General features: G+C 74.3%; 12 protein-coding genes. 5 read left to right on the top strand and 7 right to left on the bottom strand.

What is annotated here, in order from left to right:
* Positions 1-997: 997 nt before the first annotated feature.
* The 6 genes from SYYSPA8_RS00130 to SYYSPA8_RS00105 form a co-directional block, all read right to left on the bottom strand.
* Positions 998-2,893 (bottom strand): anthranilate synthase family protein, encoded by a 1,896-nt coding sequence (locus SYYSPA8_RS00130; RefSeq protein ID WP_323444775.1) that lies wholly within the window; start codon positions 2,891-2,893, stop codon positions 998-1,000.
* Positions 2,890-3,519: an isochorismatase family protein gene (locus SYYSPA8_RS00125; RefSeq protein ID WP_323444774.1), complete on the bottom strand. Its 630-nt coding sequence runs from the start codon at positions 3,517-3,519 to the stop codon at positions 2,890-2,892. Before SYYSPA8_RS00125 ends, SYYSPA8_RS00130 begins: the two co-directional genes overlap by 4 nt.
* A 44-nt stretch (positions 3,520-3,563) precedes the next feature.
* Entirely contained in the window at positions 3,564-4,334 is a 771-nt protein-coding gene (locus tag SYYSPA8_RS00120; RefSeq protein WP_323444773.1) for a 2,3-dihydro-2,3-dihydroxybenzoate dehydrogenase, read from the bottom strand.
* 43 nt (positions 4,335-4,377) lie between these two features.
* Positions 4,378-5,553, bottom strand: a complete 1,176-nt coding sequence (locus tag SYYSPA8_RS00115; protein WP_323444772.1) for a 3-deoxy-7-phosphoheptulonate synthase — start codon at positions 5,551-5,553, stop codon at positions 4,378-4,380.
* 307 nt (positions 5,554-5,860) lie between these two features.
* Positions 5,861-8,020, bottom strand: coding sequence for an aminodeoxychorismate synthase component I (gene pabB / locus SYYSPA8_RS00110; RefSeq protein WP_323444771.1), 2,160 nt, complete (start codon positions 8,018-8,020; stop codon positions 5,861-5,863).
* A gap of 12 nt (positions 8,021-8,032) precedes the next feature.
* Complete coding sequence (locus SYYSPA8_RS00105; RefSeq protein ID WP_323444770.1) at positions 8,033-8,794, bottom strand: class I SAM-dependent methyltransferase; 762 nt, start codon at positions 8,792-8,794, stop codon at positions 8,033-8,035.
* Positions 8,795-9,058: 264 nt separating this feature from the next.
* Here SYYSPA8_RS00105 and SYYSPA8_RS00100 point away from each other — a divergent pair, with 264 nt between their 5' ends.
* The gene (locus tag SYYSPA8_RS00100) at positions 9,059-10,990 is read left to right on the top strand and encodes a helix-turn-helix domain-containing protein (RefSeq protein ID WP_323444769.1); all 1,932 of its coding nucleotides are present in this window, start codon (positions 9,059-9,061) and stop codon (positions 10,988-10,990) included.
* A 22-nt stretch (positions 10,991-11,012) separates the two neighbouring features.
* Here SYYSPA8_RS00100 and SYYSPA8_RS00095 read toward each other — a convergent pair whose 3' ends face one another.
* Entirely contained in the window at positions 11,013-12,281 is a 1,269-nt protein-coding gene (locus SYYSPA8_RS00095; protein WP_456115154.1) for an IS701 family transposase, read from the bottom strand.
* Positions 12,282-12,751: 470 nt separating this feature from the next.
* Between SYYSPA8_RS00095 and SYYSPA8_RS00090 the strand changes: the two genes are divergently transcribed.
* The 4 genes from SYYSPA8_RS00090 to SYYSPA8_RS00075 all read left to right on the top strand — a co-directional run bounded on the left by SYYSPA8_RS00090 (position 12,752) and on the right by SYYSPA8_RS00075 (position 17,965).
* Positions 12,752-13,747 carry an NADPH:quinone reductase gene (locus SYYSPA8_RS00090; protein ID WP_323444767.1) on the top strand — a complete coding sequence of 332 codons (996 nt, stop codon included), beginning with the start codon at positions 12,752-12,754 and terminating at the stop codon, positions 13,745-13,747.
* Positions 13,748-13,912: 165 nt separating this feature from the next.
* Positions 13,913-14,395 carry an RrF2 family transcriptional regulator gene (locus SYYSPA8_RS00085; protein ID WP_323444766.1) on the top strand — a complete coding sequence of 161 codons (483 nt, stop codon included), beginning with the start codon at positions 13,913-13,915 and terminating at the stop codon, positions 14,393-14,395.
* A gap of 47 nt (positions 14,396-14,442) precedes the next feature.
* Positions 14,443-15,663: an MFS transporter gene (locus SYYSPA8_RS00080; RefSeq protein ID WP_323444765.1), complete on the top strand. Its 1,221-nt coding sequence runs from the start codon at positions 14,443-14,445 to the stop codon at positions 15,661-15,663.
* 325 nt (positions 15,664-15,988) lie between these two features.
* Positions 15,989-17,965, top strand: a complete 1,977-nt coding sequence (locus SYYSPA8_RS00075; RefSeq protein ID WP_323444764.1) for an acetolactate synthase large subunit — start codon at positions 15,989-15,991, stop codon at positions 17,963-17,965.
* Positions 17,966-18,015 lie beyond the last annotated feature (50 nt).

The following is an 18,015-nucleotide window of genomic DNA, read 5'->3' as shown; positions in this document are numbered from 1 at the left end:
GTGCGCTCGCCCGGGGCCGCGCCCTGCCTGCCCGTGTCGGTACGGGTGCCTCGGCCTCCCGTCCGGGGTCCCGGCTGCCTTGCCCGTGTCGGTACGGGGTCCCGCACCCTTCTTTCCCCCGCCGGGGGTACCGGCCGCCCCGTTCTTGCCCGTGGGCGGGGGTGCAGGGTCGCCCCCGCAGGGGATCGGCGGACCTACCGGCCCAGTGGGACAGCCGCTTCGCGCTCGCCGACCCCGAGGAGGTGAGCCCGGAGGCCCCGCCAACCCGCACCACCACCCGGACCCGGGTCGACCCGCACAAACCCGCCTCGCCAACGATCACCCGAGCAAATCCAGCCTCGCCGTCGACCTGGGCAAAATCCAGCCCCGCCGGCGATTGAGGCGCAGGGGTTCGGGGACTGGTCCCCGACACGGGCCCGCACACTGCGGGACGTTCGCCTGTGCGGCGGGGCAAGGTGCTGGTCCGTCCTCAATCGCCGGACCGGCTGGATGTGCTCGGGTCGTCGTCGGCGAGGCTGAGTTTTCCGGGTTGCCGCAGGGGCGGACAGGTTCCCGGGCACATGGCATGTGCGGCCCCTCGTCGGGGGCCAGCCCCCGAGGCCCCGCGCCTCAATCTCCCCCAGACTTCGTCCGGGGGGACCCCCAAGAGGCTGGATTTTGCCGGGTGATCGTCGGCGAAGCGGGTTTGCGCGGGTCAACGTTGACGGGGCGGGTCTGTGCGGGTGGTCCCTGGCCCGGGCAAGTGGTGCGGGTTGGCGGGGCCTCCGGGCTCACCTCCTCGGGGTCGGCGAGCGTACTCACCAGGTTGAGTGCGGGTCGGCCTCCGCCGATCCCCTGCGGGGGCGACCCTGCACCCCCACCCACACAGCAAGCGAAGCCGGACCGTACCCCCGGCGGGGAGAAGAAGGGTGCGGGACCCCGTACCGACACGGGTTGGGCAGCCGGAACCCCGGACGAGCGCCGCGACCCCGTACCGACACGGGCGGACAGCGCGAGGCTAGCCGGTCGGGACCGGGGTGGCGCGGAGGGCGGTCCCGATCAATTCACCCGTGATCCTCGGGCCTTCGCGCGTCAGGACCGACTCCGCGTGGAACTGCGTCGACGCAAACCCCCGCCCCCGCATCGCATGCACCTCCCCCGTCCCCGGATCCCGGCTGATCTCGACCGCGCCGACCCCCGCCACCTCCACCCTCGCCTCCGCGCTGACCGCCGCGAAGGTGTTGTAGAACCCGACGCGTTCGCGCGTGCCGAAGAGGTCGATCTCGCGCTGGACCCCTTGGTTGGGGTGGTCCCGGCGGCGCAGTGGCAGGCCGAGGAGGGTGGCGAGGACCTGGTGGCTGAGGCAGACCGCGATGAACGGGAGTCGCCGGGTGAGGAGTTGGGTGATGGTCGAGCGCAGGTGGGCGATTTTGGGGTGGGTGGTCCGCCGGGGGTCGCCGGGGCCGGGGCCCATGACGATCAGGTCGTGGCCGTCGAGGGTGTAGGGCTCGTCGAAGCGGCGGTTGGTCACGTGGAGGCCGAGGGCGCGCAGCTGGTGCTCGATCATGGCGGTGAAGGTGTCCTCGGCGTCGATGACGAGGACCCGGCGCCCGGCCAGGTCCACCGGTCGTGGTTCCCGGTCGGTGCCGTCGGCGAGCCAGAAGTCGGAGATGACGGTGTTGCGCCGGGCGAGGGCGGCCCGCACGCTCGGGTGGCCGGCGAAGGTGCGGGGTCCGTGGGGTTCCAGGGCGGCGAGCAGTCCGGCGGCCTTGGCGCGGGTTTCGGCGACTTCGGACGCGGGGTCGGAGTGGCGGACGAGGGTGGCGCCGACGCCGATGGCGAGCCGTCCGGTGGTGTCGATGTCGGCGGTGCGGATCAGGATGGCCGAGTCCATGACCCGTTCTCCGGCGGCGTCGCGGCCGATGAGGGCGGCGACGCCGCTGTAGTAGCCGCGTCCGGCGGGCTCGTAGCGGCGGATGACGCGCGCGGCGCTCTCCAGGGGGCTGCCGGTGACGGTGGGGGCGAACAGGGTTTCGCGCAGGATGTCGCGGGGGTCGCGTGCGGTGCGGCCCTCGATGAGGTATTCGGTGTGGGCGAGCCGGGTCATCTCCTTGAGGTAGGGGCCGGTGATCCGGCCGCCGGTGTCGCAGATCCGGGCCATCATCTTCAGTTCCTCGTCGACGACCATGTACAGCTCGTCGGCTTCCTTGCGGTCGGCGAGGAAGTCCATGACGCCGGGCAGGGTGGGGCCGGTGGGCGGGTAGCGGTAGGTGCCGCTGATGGGGTTCATGACGGCGGTGCCGCCGGTGAGGCTGATGTGCCGTTCGGGGCTGGCGCCGACGAGGGTCCTGTCGCCGGTGTGGACGATGAACGTCCAGTAGGCGCCGGACTCGTGGTGGACGAGGCGGCGGAAGAAGGCGAGCGCGGCGCGGGGGGTGTAGTCGGTGATGTCGGCGAGGAAGGTGCGCCGGATGACGAAGTTGGCGCCCTGGCCCTGGCCGATCTCGTCGGCGATCACGCGGCGGACGATGTCGGCGTACGCGTCGTCACCGGGCTCGAAGCGGGCGCCGGCGAGTTCGGTGGGCCGGTCGGGCAGGAGGGCCAGTGCCTCGTCGAGGGCGGCGGTGGCCCGTTCGGTCACGGTCAGGGCGAGCAGGGGGGCGCCGTCGTCGGGGACGTCGAAGCCGCGTTCGGCGATCTGCCGGTACGGGACGAGGACGAGCACCTCGGGCCCCGGGCGACCGGGCGGCGGGCCGAGGGGGACGCGGTCGAGGGTCGCGGGGGTGGTGATGTCGCCGAGCAGGATGTCCAGGGTGCCGGGTCCGGCTGTCTCAGGGCGGTGCAGCAGGGCGAAGGCGGGGGGCCGGTCCGCGAGGATCCGCCGCAGGAGGTGCGCGGTGGTCCCGCCGGTCATGCGAACACCTCCTGGGCGGTGAGCAGCATCGCGCAGCGCGAGGCGGCGTACTCCAGGGCGAGCCGGTGGTGGGTGGCGGAGAAGTCGGCGACGGCGTCGGCGACCAGGAACGGCCGGATGTCGTGGGTGAACGCGTCGACGGCGGTCATGAGGACGCCCACATGGGCGTACACACCGCAGAGGACGATCTGGTCCCGGCCCTGGAAGCGCATCCGGTCCAGCAGGTCGGAGCGGAAGAAGGCGCTGTAGCGCCATTTGCTCAGGAGCCAGTCGCCGGGGGCGGGCGCCAGGGGGTCGACGATCTCGCGGTCGGCGGGGTCGACGCGCATGCCGGGCCCCCAGAAGTCCGCGAGGAGTCCGCGCTGTTCGGGGGTCATGCCGCCGGGCTGGGCGGTGTAGGCGACGGGTACGCCGAGGGCGGCGGCCCGCCGGCGCAGCAGTGCGGTGTTGCGGAGCAGGTCGGAGCCGGGTTCCCCGCCGGGTGGGAAGGGCTTGAGGAAGTAGCGCTGCATGTCGTGGACGAGCAGCACCGCGCGGTCCGGGTCGACGGTCCACGACGCGGTGTTGCGGGGCAGGTCGCCCGCGGTCGGCATCGGGTAGGGCGCGATGGTGGGAATGCCTGCCATGGGATGGGGTCTCCTGGGGCGGGGTTCGGTGAGGGGGTGGCGGGTCAGGCGCCGAGGCCGGCGCCGCCGTCGACGGTGAGGTCGTGGAGGGTGATGTGGCCGGCGCGGTCCGAGAGGAGGAAGAGGACGGCGTCGGCGACGTCGGCGGGCAGGGCCAGCTTCCGCAGCGGGATGCCGACGCGGTAGGCCTCGGGCCGGCCCTGGACGGTGCCGCGGGGGCCTGATGCGTCGTGCCACATCGAGCTGAGCATCGGGGTGTCGGTGGAGCCGGGGGCGACCACGTTGCAGCGGATGCCGTACCGGGCGACCTCCAGGCCGAGGCTCTTGGTGAACATGGTCGCGGCGGCCTTGGAGGCGGCGTAGGCGGCCATCTCGGTCCGGGGGGTGCGGGCGGCGTTGGACGCGATGGTGACGATGGCGCCGCGCCCGCGCGGGATCATCCGGTCGACCACGGCGCGGGAGACGTGGAAGACGCCGTTGACGTTGACGGCGAAGGTGGTGGTCCAGTCGTCGTCGGTGCAGTCGCGGACCTCGCCGAGCCGGAGTACTCCGGCGGCGTTGACGAGCCGGTCCACCGGTCCGAGTGTCCGTTCCACGGTGTCGACGAGGCTGTTGACCGCGGCCGGGTCGCTGACGTCCGCCGGGTAGGCGTGGGCGCGCAGGCCGTCGGCGGTCAGGCGGGCCACGGTGGCGCGCAGGCCCTCCTCGTCGCGGTCGACGGCGGCCACGGTGGTGCCGTGGGCGGCGAGGGCCTGGACCACGGCCGTGCCGATGCCGCCTGCTGCTCCGGTGACCAGCGCGATCGTGTTCGTCACTGTCCGAACCTCCCTCTGGGTGGATGGGCGAAGGCGGGCCGCGTCAGCCCCGCCAGGCGAAGGCCACGGCGATGGCCTGGCCGGGGTTGAGGCGCGGATCGCAGAAGCTGGTGTACGTGTCGCCGACGCGGTCGGTGCCGGAGGCGTCGTGGACGCATTCGGTGACGTCGTCGGGTGTGGTCTCCAGGTGCAGTCCGCCGGCGACGCCTCCCTCGGTGCGGACGGCGTGCTGGAAGCGCTGGACTTCTCGTACGACGTGCTCCACGAAGCGGGTCTTCAGTCCGCCGGGCGCGGTGACGGTGTTCCCGTGCATGGGGTCGGTGAGCCAGACGACGGGGTGTCCGGCCGCCCGTACGGCCCGGACCAGCGGGGGCAGCCGGGCGGCGACGAGGTCGGCGCCCATCCGGGCGATCAGGGTCAGCCGGCCGGGCTCGCGGCGCGGGTCGAGCCGGGCGCACAGCTCCAGTGCCTCGTCCGGGGTGGTGCCGGGGCCGATCTTGCAGGCGACCGGGTTGGCCACGGAGGCGAGCAGGGCGACGTGGGCGCCGTCGGGCTGGCGGGTGCGCTCGCCGATCCAGGGCCAGTGGGTGGAGGTCAGCAGGGGGTCGGTGTCGTCGCCGGTGGGGCGGACCAGGGGGAGTTCGTAGTCGAGGAGCAGTGCTTCGTGGCTGGTCCAGACCGGTGGGCTGAGCGGGGACCGGCGGGCCGGGTCGGGCCGGCCGAGGTGGGTCATGGCCTCGGCGGCGGCCCGGTAGCAGGTGAGCAGGCGCCGGGGGTCGGGGCGGCGCAGCTCGGGGTCGGGTTCCGGGCTGTTGACCAGGTGGCCGCGGTAGACGGGGAGTTCGAGGCCGCCGATGTGTTCGGTGGGGCGGGAGCGGGGCTTGGCGAACTGGCCCGCCATCCGGCCGACCCGGACCACGGGCCGCCGGGTGGCCATTCCGACGATGCCGGCCAGGACGTCGAGCAGGCCGGCCTTGCGGGCGATGTATCCCGCCGAGCACTCCTCGGGGTCCTCGGCGCAGTCGCCGATCTGGACCACGTGGGCCTGTCCGGCGGCGACGGCGGCGAGCTGGGCGCGCAGCCGCCGGACGTCGGCCGCTTCGACCAGGGGTGGCAGTTCGGCCAGCCGGTCCGTGATGTCGCGCAGCTGCTCGTGGCCGGCCCAGTCGGGCTGGTGGCGGGCGGGCCGGGTGCGGAGGGCGGACAGGGCGGTGACCATGGGTGTCTCCCGGGGCAAAGGTGCGCGGGCGCGTCGGCGCACGGCGGGCGAACGTCGTGGGATGTGCCGCGGGGCTGCGGGGGCAGGGGTGGTGGACGGCCGGCGGGCGCGGCGGGGCCCGTGCGGCCGTTCCCGGTCCGGCGGCGGTCCGCGGGCCGCCGGACGGCTGAGGCTCTTTCAGATCTTGTGGCGCGGCACCGGGTGCCGCCAACGCCGCCGGGCTCACTCCGTCAGGTGGCCGATACTCCATCAGGTCGCGCGGGGGCCCGGGCGGGGCGTGCGGCGCCCGGCCCCCGAGGGGGTGGCGTCAGCCGCGGGTTCCCAGGGCGAAGGGGGCGCGGGGGCCGGTCGCGGGTCCGTCATCGCCGGTCAGGGCGAGGAACGGGGCGGCTTTGACCATGGTCTCCTCGAACTCCTCCGCCGGGTCGGAGAGGGCGATGACGGCGCCGCCCACGCCGTACCGGATCCGGCCGGGGGTGATCACGGCGGTACGGATCGCGACGCTGAGGTCGGCGGCGCCGGTGAGCGAGAAGTAGCCGATGGCGCCGGAGTAGGCCCCGCGCGGGCCGTTTTCGAGCCGGTCGATGATCTCCATCGTGCGCAGTTTGGGGGCGCCGGTCATGGAGCCGGGCGGGAAGGCCGCGCGGACGCACCGCACGGTGGTGCTGTCGGCCCGCAGCCGGGCCCGTACGGTGCTGACGAGCTGGTGGGCGCGGGCGTGGGTCTCGACGCGGAAGATGTCGTCGGCCGTCACCGATCCGGTCCTGGCGCACTTTCCGAGGTCGTTGCGGACCAGGTCGACGATCATCAGGTTCTCGGCGCGGTCCTTGGGGCTGGTCCTCAGGTCGGCGGCGAGGGCGCGGTCCTCGGCCGGTGTCGTGCCGCGTGGCCGGGTGCCCTTGATGGGGCGGGATTCGGCGTGGCCGTGGCGGTCGACCCTGAGGAAGCGTTCCGGTGAGGTGCTGAGGACGGCGATCCCGTCGAAGGGGAGGAAGGCGCCGAGGGGGCTGGGGCTGGTGCGGCGCAGATAGCGGTAGTCCTGCCAGGGGTCCCGGTCGCCGTCGGCCTCGGCCATGTTGGTGAGGCAGACCTCGTAGGTCTCGCCCGCGGCGATCTCCTCCTGGCAGCTGTCGATCAGGCCCAGGTACGCGGTGCGGTCGTGGCGCAGCCGCAGTGCGCGGGGTGGTGCGGGCCGGGCGGCGGCGGGGGCGGCCCGCCGGGGCAGGGCGGCGAGGGTGCGGGCGGCTTCGTCGAGCCATTGGCGGGCGGCCCGTTCGGCCGCGCCGCCGCAGGCACCCCGGCCGCCGGCACCGTCAGCGGCGTCGTCTTCGACGAGCGTGAGCAGATGGCCGGTTCCGGTGGTGTGGTCGAGGACGAGCGCGCGGTCGCCGAAGACGAGGACGGCGTCCGGTTCGGTGGAGCGGTGCGCCGGCCGGCCGCCGCACTCGGCCTTCAGCCCGTACCCCAGGTAGCCGACCCAGCCGAGGGCGAAGTCGAAGGGCAGCTCGGGGACGCGGGTGTCGAGTGCGGCGAGGTCCCGGTCCAGCCAGTCCAGGAAGGGGCCGTGGGTGGTGACGGTGCCGGCCGCCGAGCGGACGGTCACGGTCTGGTCCCACGCGTCGGCGCGGACGACCCGGCCGAGCGGTCCCGAGGCGTCGCCCATGACGGAGCGCCGGCCGGTGCCGGAGTCGGGCCGGGCGGCGTCCAGCCAGTAGGGGTGGTCGCCCCGGCGGAAGAGCCGGTCGAAGGCGGTCTCGCCGTCCCCGTGGAAGGGGAGCGTACGGGTCAGGACGCGCAGCCGCCGCCGGGGAGCGGGCGTGGCGGGCGTACGAGGGATCTCGACGGCCGGGGCGGGGGCCGTGGCCCGTGGCGCGGGCCGGTGTCGTCCGCCGTGCCGGAGCGTCAGGGTGCGGAAGTTGTCGAGGAGCCGGTGGCCGTGTTCGCCGCCGATCGACTCGGGGTGGAACTGCACGCCCCAGAGCGGGCGCAGGCGGTGCCGCAGGGCCATGAGGACGCCGTCCGGGGTCCAGGCGGTGGCCTGGAGCGCGGCGGGCAGCCGGTCGACGGCCAGGGAGTGGTAGCGGACCGCCGCGAAGGGGGACGGCAGCCCGTCGAAGAGGTCCGTTCCGGTGTGCAGGACCGGCGAGGTCCGCCCGTGGTACGGCTCGGGCGCGCGGCCCACGCGGGCTCCGTGGAGGGCCGCGAGGCCCTGGTGGCCGAGGCACACCCCGAGGGTGGGCAGGCCACCGTGGTCCAGGACGTCGCGACAGATGCCGAAGTCGGCGGGGCGCCCGGGGTGGCCGGGGCCGGGCGAGAGGACGACGTTGTCGAAGGCGGCGAGGTGGCCGGGGTGCCAGCGCGGGTCGTTGTTGACGACGACCTCGGGCTCCCGGCCGTTGACCTCGGCCAGGTAGTGGAAGAGGTTGTAGGTGAACGAGTCGTGGTTGTCGATGAGCAGGGTGCGCACGCCGGTCCCCCGTCAGACGCCGGTGCCGGACGGCGGCTCCGCGCCACCGCAGCCACCGGAAGCCCGGGGTGTCCCGGTCACCTCGATCAGCAGGTGCTCGACGTCGTACTCGCCCTCCCGGAAGACGGCGCCGCGCACCACCCGCAGGCCCCGGCCGCACTCGCCGGCGACCCGGGACAGGGTGTCCAGGTCGCCCCGCGCGCTGAAGTGCAGCAGGACCGTGCCGCCCGGGGCGAGCACGCCGAACGCGTCCGTGAGGAAGCGGCGGTGGGTGGCGTAGCCCGGGTCGACGTATCCGCGTTCGTGCATCGTCCGGTAGCGGTATTCCGCCGGTGCGAGCACGTAGTTGGAGTGCCAGAAGACGGTGTCGAAGCGTTCCCCGGGAGGGATCGCGTCGAAGAGGTCGCCGTGGGCGCCGCGGACCCGGTCGGCGACGCCGTGTCTGCGGGCGTTCAGCACGGCGTTGCGGACGGCGGCCTCGTTGATGTCGGCGGCCACCACCCGGTCGTGGCCGGCCAGTGCTCCGGCCACCGCGATGACTCCGGTGCCGCAGCCGATCTCCAGCAGGGAGCCGGTGCGGCCGCCGGCCGCCGGGTCGTCCAGGCCGAGCAGTCGCAGGGAGAACTCGGTGGTGGGCGAGTAGACGGGGGCGAAGACCCCGGGCAGCAGGTCCCAGGTGCGGCCGCAGAGGTCGAAGGTGTCCGGCCGGTTCCGGTGCTCCAGGGCCTGTCTGCTGCGTTCCAGGGAGCGCCGATAGTCCCGTATGCCCAGCATGTCGCCCGTCCTCGGCCCTCGTCCGCCGAGCGGTCACCGCCGCTCGGGCCACCACTCTGCCGTCTTCGGCTCCATCCTCCTGAGCGGCCCCGGCCTGCGGGAAGGTGAGCAGGCACCACATCGATCACCGGTCGGCGGTGTCCCGGCCACCGTCCAGAGTATGGATCACCCTGCCGTTGACTCAGGGTCACGTGATACACACGGGACACGACATGGCATATGCACAGCGTGGAGCGACTGCTACAGGTTGGGGCGGGTGAGGACATGGCGCAGCAGGGGTCCGGGGACTGGCCGGACGCACTCACCGTACTGACACTCCTGGCGGAGGAGGCACCACCGGCACGGATCACCGCGCTGCCGGCCGAGGCACGCCGCGGCGGCGCGGGCGAGGCGGAGCTGACCGTACTGGAACAGGCCACCCGGCTCGGACTCGACGTCCACGCCCAGCGCCGCGAGCGCCAGCAGCGCGAGGCGGGGCTGTCCGCGCTCCTCGACACCGCCCGCGATCTCGTCGTCCCGCACGACCTCAACGGCATCCTCAAGGTCATCACCCGCCGTTCGCGCCTGCTCCTCGGCGCGGACATGGCGTACGTCAGCTTCCCCGGACCGGAGGACGGCGTCTTCCACATCCGCGCGTCGGACGGTCACACCTCCGCGCTCAACGTCGGCCTGCGGCTGGCCGGTGACGCCGGACTCGGCCACGCAGCGCTGGCCAGTCACGCACCCGCCTGGACGCCGGACTACCTCGGCGACAGCAGGTTCAACCACAGCGCCGCCATCGACACGGTGGTCCGGGTCGAGGGCCTGCGCGCGATCATGGCGGTGCCGCTGAGCCACGGCCCGCGCCCGTTCGGCGCGCTCTACATCGCCGACCGCAATGTCCGGCACTACACCCGCGAGGAGATCTCGACGGCCAGCTCCCTCGGCGAGCTGGCCGGTCTGGCGATCGAGCGCGCCCGGCTGCTGGACGAGGCCCGGTCCGCCATGGAGTCGCTGTACGAGGAGAAGAGCCGCGTCGCGGAGGCCCTGGGCGTCCTGCGCGAACACCGGCGGGCCCATGGCGAGCTGGTCGAACAGGCGCTGTCGGACACCGGGCTGAGCGGCCTGGTCACCGCCGCCGGCCGGTTTCTGCGCGGCGCGCTGCGGATCCACGCCGCCGACGGCACCGTCCTCGCCGCCGCCGGGCGGATCCCCGGGGACGAGCCCGCGGAGACCGGCCCGGCCGTCATGGAGGCGCACTCCGCCCGGCGCCCGGTCCGGACGCCCGACGGCCTGTGGGCGGCGCCGGTCACCGCGGGACGGGAAGTCCTCGGGACCCTGGTCCTGTGGCCCGAACAGCCGTCGGACGAGGGGACGGAGGAGCTGCTGCGGCTGGTCGCCCAGGCGGTGGCCGTGCAGCTGCTGGGGGCGGGCAACCCGAGCGCCGCGCAGGGCCGCGCCCACGACGAACTCCTGGAGGACCTGCTCGCCGGCCCCCAGCGGCCACCGCAGCAGCTCGTGGAGCGGGCCCGCCGGCTCGGCGTCGATCTGACCACGCCGCATGTGGTGGTGGTCGCCCGCCCCGAGGCCCGCGGCCACGGCCGCGCCGTCGCCCTGGTGTCGGGCATGGCCCAGCGGTCGAACGGGCTGCGGGCGGGCCACGGCGGCAACGTCGTGCTGCTGTTACCCGGTGGCGACCCCGGGGCCGCGGCCCGCGCCGTCCTCGACGAGCTGACCCCGCTGCTCGGCGAACCCGTCACCGTGGCCGGTGCCGGGCCCGTCACCGATGTCGCCTCCGTCTACCACTCCCACCAGGAGGCGCTGCGCTGCCTCGACGCGATGACCGTCCTCGGCACGGCAGGCCGCTCGGCCTCCACCCGTGAGCTGGGCTTCCTCGGCGTCCTGCTCGCCGACAACCGGGACGTCCGCGCGTTCGTGGACTCGGTCATCGGCCCGGTGCTCGACTACGACCGGCAGCGCGGCACCGAGCTGGGCCGCACCCTGGACGTGTACTTCGAGACGGGCGGCAGCCCGACCCGCGCGGCGCAGAGGCTGCACGTCCATCCGAACACCGTGGCCCGCCGCCTGGAGCGGGTCGGCGAACTGATCGGCGCCGGCTGGCAGGACCCGGGGCAGGCCCTCGAAGTACAGCTCGCGCTGCGGCTCTCGCGCATCCGCGACGTCCTGCTGGACGACGGGCCCCCGCCACCCGGCTGACCCGTGCGGCGGTGGGCCGCGCTCAGCAGGCCCGGCGCAGCGGGCGGTCGCCCGTGTTCGCCAGCGCGGCCACCGCGTGCGCGGCCGACGCGAGCGTGACATGGCGGTGCCAGCCGTTGAACGAACGGCCGGTGTAGTCGCGGATGCCGGTACGGTCCGCGATCCCCTCGAAGTCGCGCTCGACCCGGCCGGTGAGCCGGCTCAGCCGGAACAGGGTCGCCGGGGGCAGGTCCGGCGCGGTCGCCAGCCAGAGTTCCTGCGGCCAGCGCCGGCCGGGCGCACCCGCCCCGAGCAGCAGCAGTTCCCCGCCGGCACCCCGTGGCCGACCGCCCGCGCCCGGCAGCCGGGCCGACCCCGCCGGGTCGGCGACCCGTACGGCGGCGACCAGGTCCGTGCGCCGCCCGCCGCCCGTGCCATGGTCCGTCCAGGCCACCGGACGGCAGCGGCCCTGGTGCGCGCCGATGATCCGGTGCGCGGGGACCGCCTCGGCGCCGGGCCCGGCCGGACCGCCGTCGACGGGCACCAGCGGCAGGGTGCTGTTGACCCGGACCATGAACGGCACCCCGCCGGTGCGCAGCCGCCGCACCACCTTCATCCCGTCGGTCTCCCGCACGTCCGCCACCACCGGCCGGGCGGGCAGCCCCCAGGCCGAGGTCAGCTCCAGTACGGCCGCGACCGCGCAGTCGCCCAGGGAGCGGGTGTTCACGCTCGCCGGAATGGACGCCTGGCTGCGCCGCGGCACGTCGTCCAGCCAGGCCTGGGACAGATGCAGCCGCCAGTTCACCGGCATGCTGACCTCGTCGGACGCGGACCAGACCCCGATCGCCTGCTGCGCGTTGAGCACCTGGCCGAGGGAGGAGATGAATCGGCGGTCCACACCGACCGAATGCTCGCCCGCCTTCGGGATGACGGTCTGCCGCACCACCCACGCCCGCGGGGGCGCCACCGCGGTGACATACTGGGCCAGGGCGGCGCGCACCGGGTCCCAGTCCCAGGTGGAGCTGCTGATGAAGTGGTGCAGATTCTGCTCCGTGGCCTGTCCGCCGATCAACCGGGCGATGTTCCGTATCGATTTGCGGCCCTCGGCGCCGAGCAGCCCGCGCAGATACTCCACCCCCTTGCGCCGCTGGTCCGCCCTGGGCAGCGAGGCGAAGAGCACGGAGCACAGCTCGGTGAGGAGGACGTCGTGGGCATCGGAACGCGCCGGCGCGCGACCGGGCCCGTCCGCGTCCGCCGCCGGGTCCCCCGCTTCCCTCCTCCCGTCCCCTGCTTCCCTCTCCGCGTTCCTCATCCTCAGAACCACGTCGCTCATCGGGATCCCTACCCTGGAATTGGTATAGGCCAGTTCGGTCGAGTCGACGGTAGGCAGCCGGCCCCGGCCCGGCCCAGGTGTACAGAACACACGCCTGCCACGGAGACCGATGGCAGGGCCACCGAACGGGCCGCGCGAGCGGCCGGAACGACCCCCGTGGCCTACGGAAAGGGGTGTGCCGGGACCATCGGAGGGGCGCGAGGGGCACGGGTGACTCGCCGAATGCCGGTACGAGGGCCGCCCGAGGACGCCCGAGGGCCGGCGCGGAGACCGTACGGAGGGGTCGCGCCCATCGAAGAGACCGCCGAAAAGGCCGCCGAAGAGACCGCAGGCGCGACCGTCGAAGAGGTCACCGGAGGGGCCATCGGAGGGGTGTCGCGGGCCCGAGTTGACGGACAAGGCACTTCCCGGCTGCGCCCGCCACCGGCCGGGTGCGAGACTCCACCACCATGCGAGCAGCCTTCATCGAGGCCCTGGGCCCGCCCGAGAACATTCGCTACGGCGAACTGCCCTCCCCGGTGCCGGGGCCGACGGACGTCCTCGTCGACACCCTCGCCACCACGGTCAACCCGGTGGACACCTTCGTCCGCTCCGGGCTGTTCCCCACGCCGGTCCCGTTCCCCTTCGTGATCGGCCGCGACCTGGTCGGCACGGTCGCCGCCGCCGGGCCCGGAGCCCCCGGCTTCGCCGCCGGCGACCGGGTGTGGACCAACAGCCTGGGGCACGGCGGGCGCCAGGGCGCAGCCGCCGGGCGGGCGGTCGTCCCCGCCGACCGGCTCTACCACCTCCCGGCCGGGGTCCGCGCCGAGGACGCCGTCGCCGTCGTCCACCCGGCGGCGACCGCCCACCTCGGGCTGTTCGCACACGGCCGGCTGCGGGCCGGCGAGACCGTGCTGGTGGCCGGGGCCGCGGGGAACGTCGGAGCGGCGCTGGTGACCCTGGCCGTGGACGCCGGGGCCCGGGTCGTCGCCACCGCCGCCGCCCGCGACCTCGATCACTGCCGCTCCCTGGGGGCGGCCGTGGCGCTGGACTACCGGGACCCGGACCTCGCCGGGCGGCTCGCGGCGGCCTGCCCCGCGGGCGTCGACCTCCATCTCGACACCTCCGGGGCGAACGACCTGGAAGCCGCCGTGGAACTGCTGGCCCCGCGCGGCCGGATCGTCCTGCTGGCCGGCGCCCGCTCCCGGCCCGTGCTCCCCGTCGGGCCGCTCTACATGAAGGACTGCTCGATCGCCGGCTTCGTGATCTCCCATGCGACCAGCACCGAACTGGCCGGGGCGGCGACCACGGTGAACCGGCTGCTCGCGGACGGGCGGCTGCGCCCCCGCTCCGTCGAGACCCTCCCGCTGAGCGCCGCCGCCGAGGTCCACGGCCGGATGGAGCGCGGCGAACTGCACGGCAGACGGATGGTCCTGTGTCCCGCCCTCGACCCGCCCGGCACCTGACCGACGCGCTGTCAGGGCCGCCATGACCGGGGCGCGTACGCCGGGCCGCACCGCGATCCGGCGTACGCGATACGGCGTACGCGCGAGCCCCGCGCCCGCCGCGCGCCACCACGGATCGCGCGCGCGGGCCCGCCGCACGGAACCTGGACGTGTATGGTCCTGGTTATGCGTATGGGCGAGGGAGTCGAGTGGGGCCTGCACTGCTGCCTCACGCTGGCATGGCTCGGAGACGACCGGCCGGTGCCGACCGCCCGGCTGGCCACCTGGTTCGATCTGCCGCCCGCCTATCTGGCCAAGCGCCTCCAGGCGCTGGTCCGGGCCGGCGTCCTCGCGTCCACCCCCGGCGCCCGGGGCGGCTTCAGCCTGGGCCGGCCGCCGGAGCGGATCACCCTGATGGATGTGGTCACCGCCATCGAGGGCACCGACGACGCGTTCCGCTGCACGGAGATCCGGCAGCGGGGCGAGGGCGGCGGCGGGGCGCTCGCGCGGGAGTTCCAGCGGCCCTGCGGGGTCGCCACGGCGATGCGCCGGGCCGAGCTGGCCTGGCGCCGGGAGCTGGCCGGGCAGACGGTGGCCGATCTCATGGCCGCCGCGCCCCCCGGCGCCGCCGACCGCACCCGGCGCACCTACGCCCGTATGACCGGCTGATCACGCGGCCCTTCCGGAGCACGCGCGGACCCACAAGGAGAATCCGGATGTCCAATGTCTCGATTCCGGCGGGGCGGTCGACCGCCCCCGGACCGGACGCGCCGCCCCGGGGTGGTCTCTCGTCCACCCTCGTCCTCGCCTTAGGGACCTTCGCCGTCGGGACGGACGCCTTCGTCCTGGCCGGGTTCCTGCCGTCCATGGCCGACGATCTGCGGGTGTCCGAGGCGACGGCCGGCCAGTCGATCACCGTCTTCGCGGCCGCCTACGCGATCCTCTCCCCCGTCCTGGCCACCGCCCTCGCCCGGGTGCCGCGCCGCACCGTGCTGATCGTCGCGCTGCTCGTCCTCGCGGTCGCCAACCTCGGCTCGGCACTGGCACCGGACATGACCGTGATGATCGTCAGCCGGGTCCTCGCGGCCGCCGGCGCCGCGGCCTACACGCCCAACGCCGGAGCGGTGAGCGCGGCCCTCGTCCGCCCCGAACTGCGGGCCCGTGCCCTGGCGGTGGTGATCGGCGGCCTCACCGTCGCCACCGCGCTCGGCGTGCCGCTGGGCAACGCGGCCAGCGACCGGCTCGGCTGGCGCACCGCGCTCGCCCTGGTCGCGGCGGTCTGCCTGCTCACCGCAGTGGTGCTGCGGCTGACCATGCCGTGGCTGCCGGGCGGTGTCCGCGTACCGCTGCGGACCCGCCTGTCCGTCCTGCGCCGGCCGGCCGTCCTGGCCGTCCTGCCGCTCAGCGTGCTCGGGATGGGCGCCTGCTACACCGCGTACGCCTACACCGTGCCCGTGCTGGAGGCGGTCGGGGTCCCCGGGAGCGGCGTCGTGTGGATGCTCTTCCTGTACGGGCTGGGTGCCGTCATCGGCAATCTGGCCGCCGGTTACGCGACGGACCGCTGGGGCTCCACCCGGGTGCTGACCACCGGGTACGTCACCATGGCTGCCACCCTCGGGGTCCTGGCGTGGCTCGCCGCCGCCGACGCGGACATCGAGCCGCTGGTCGGTCTCCTCGCCCTGCTGTGGGGTGCCTCCAGCTGGTGCCAGACCCCGCCGCAGCAGCACCGTCTGATCGGAGTGGCGCCGCAGGAGGCCCCGCTCGTGGTGTCGCTCAACTCCTCCTCGATCTATCTGGGCATCGGTCTCGGCACCGCGCTCGGCGGCGCCGCCCTCGGTGCGGGGGCGGCCACCGTGTACGGGCTGGGCGCGGTCATCGCCGCCGTGGCGCTGGTCTTCCTGCTGGCCACCTCGCGTTCCCCGGCGGACGACGGCTGACACGCACGGCCCGGCCGCCCGTACCCCCTTTCCGTATCCGTCCCGTACCCACGACCCTTCCACGACCCTTCCACGACCCTTTCCGCGGCCCGGACGACGACTCCGTCCGGCCGCCGCCTTCTGGACGGCGGCGTCGCACCACCGCTGAACCACCCCTCAGCACGCGACGACCGACGACCGGCGCGGAGAGAGACCCTGCTGCCCCGGTTTTCCCGACGCAACACCCAGGCCGCCCGCGGCGCCGCGCACCGGAGCGGACCCGCGGGCCTGGAGGCCACCCCGCCCCGGCGGGACCACCACGTCGACGAAACCGAGAGGTTGTCACATGACCGACCGCACCGCGGACCTCACCGGACGGGCGGACGCCACCACCGTCCTCCCGGCGCTCCCCTCCCCTTCCCCCGGCCCGGATGCCCCCGACCCCTGTTCCGACACCGACACCGGGTCCGCTTCCGGGTCCGCTTCCGGGTCCGCTTCCGGTCCGGACGACCCGGGTTCCGGTACGGACCGGGGGGCCGACGCCGCCGCCGGGCTCGTGGCGCCCCGTATGACGGGCGCCCAGGCACTGATCCGGGCCCTCGAAGAGATGGGCGTGGACACCGTCTTCGGCATCCCCGGCGGCGCGGTCCTCCCCGCGTACGACCCGTTGATGGACTCCACCCGGGTGCGGCACGTCCTGGTCCGGCACGAGCAGGGCGCCGGCCACGCGGCCACCGGTTACGCGCAGGCCACCGGCAGGGTCGGCGTCTGCATGGCGACCTCGGGGCCGGGCGCCACCAACCTGGTCACCCCCATCGCCGACGCGTACATGGACTCGGTCCCGATCGTCGCGATCACCGGCCAGGTGCCGTCCGCGATGATCGGTACGGACGCCTTCCAGGAGGCCGACATCTGCGGCATCACCCTGCCGATCACCAAGCACAACTACCTCGTCACCGACCCGGACGAGATCCCCCGGGTGATCGCCGAGGCATTCCGCATCGCCTCCACCGGCCGCCCAGGACCGGTCCTGGTCGACATCACCAAGGACGCCCTCCAGGCCCGGACGGAGTACCGCCCGCCGCGCCGGCCGGAGCTGCCCGGCTACCACCCGATCGTCAAACCCCACGGCAAGCAGATCCGGCAGGCCGCCAGGCTGATCCTCCAGGCGGAACGCCCGGTGCTGTACGTCGGCGGCGGCGTCGTCAAGGCCGGTGCCACGGAGGAGTTGCGGGCCCTGGCGGAGCTGACCGGGGTGCCGGTCACCACCACCCTGATGGCGCTGGGTGCCTTCCCCGACAGCCACCCGCTGCATGTCGGCATGCCCGGCATGCACGGCTCGGTCACCGCCGTCACCGCGCTCCAGAAGGCCGACCTGATCGTCGCCCTCGGCGCCCGCTTCGACGACCGCGTCACCGGCAAGCTGGACAGCTTCGCCCCGCACGCCAAGATCGTCCACGCGGACATCGACCCCGCCGAGATCGGCAAGAACCGCGCCGCCGACGTCCCCATCGTCGGCGACGCCCGCGAAGTCATCGACGGTCTCGTCCAGGCGGTCCGGGCCGAGTACGAGGAGGGCAACCGGGCCGACTTCGGGCCCTGGCGGGAGCGGCTGGAGAGCTGGCGGGAGCGTTATCCGCTCGGCTACGACCCGGCCCCGGCGGGCAGGCTCTCGCCGCAGCAGGTCATCGAGCGGATCGGACAACTCGCCCCGGCGGACACGATCTTCACCGCGGGTGTGGGCCAGCACCAGATGTGGGCCAGTCAGTTCATCCGCTTCGAGCGCCCCGGTCACTGGCTGAACTCCGGCGGCGCCGGGACGATGGGGTACGCCGTCCCCGCCGCGATGGGCGCCAGGGCCGGCCGGCCGGACCGTACGGTGTGGGCCATCGACGGCGACGGCTGCTTCCAGATGACCAATCAGGAACTGGCCACCTGCGCCCTGAACAACATCCCGATCAAGGTCGCCATCATCAACAACGGCGCCCTCGGGATGGTCCGCCAGTGGCAGACCCTCTTCTACGACCAGCGCTACTCCCACACCACGCTGCACGGCGGGTCCACCGGCCCGCACGGCACCCGGGTCCCCGACTTCGTGCTCCTCGCGGAGGCGATGGGCTGCGCCGCGCTGCGCTGCGAGTCGCCCGATGACCTGGACGAGGTCATCGCCGAGGCCAACGCGATCGACGACCGGCCCGTCGTCGTCGACTTCATCGTGCACCAGGACGCCATGGTCTGGCCGATGGTCGCCGCCGGGACCAGCAACGACGAGATCCAGTTCGCGCGCGGGATCCGGCCGGACTTCGGTGACCAGAGCGACTGACCCCACCAAAGGGCGAGATCGGGCCAGGTCCGGAACTTGCTGGTGCGGTG

The organism is Streptomyces yaizuensis (genome assembly GCF_034961445.1).
GTDB classification, from domain to species: Bacteria; Actinomycetota; Actinomycetes; order Streptomycetales; family Streptomycetaceae; genus Streptomyces; species Streptomyces yaizuensis.
This window is presented reverse-complemented; position numbering and strand designations above follow the sequence as displayed.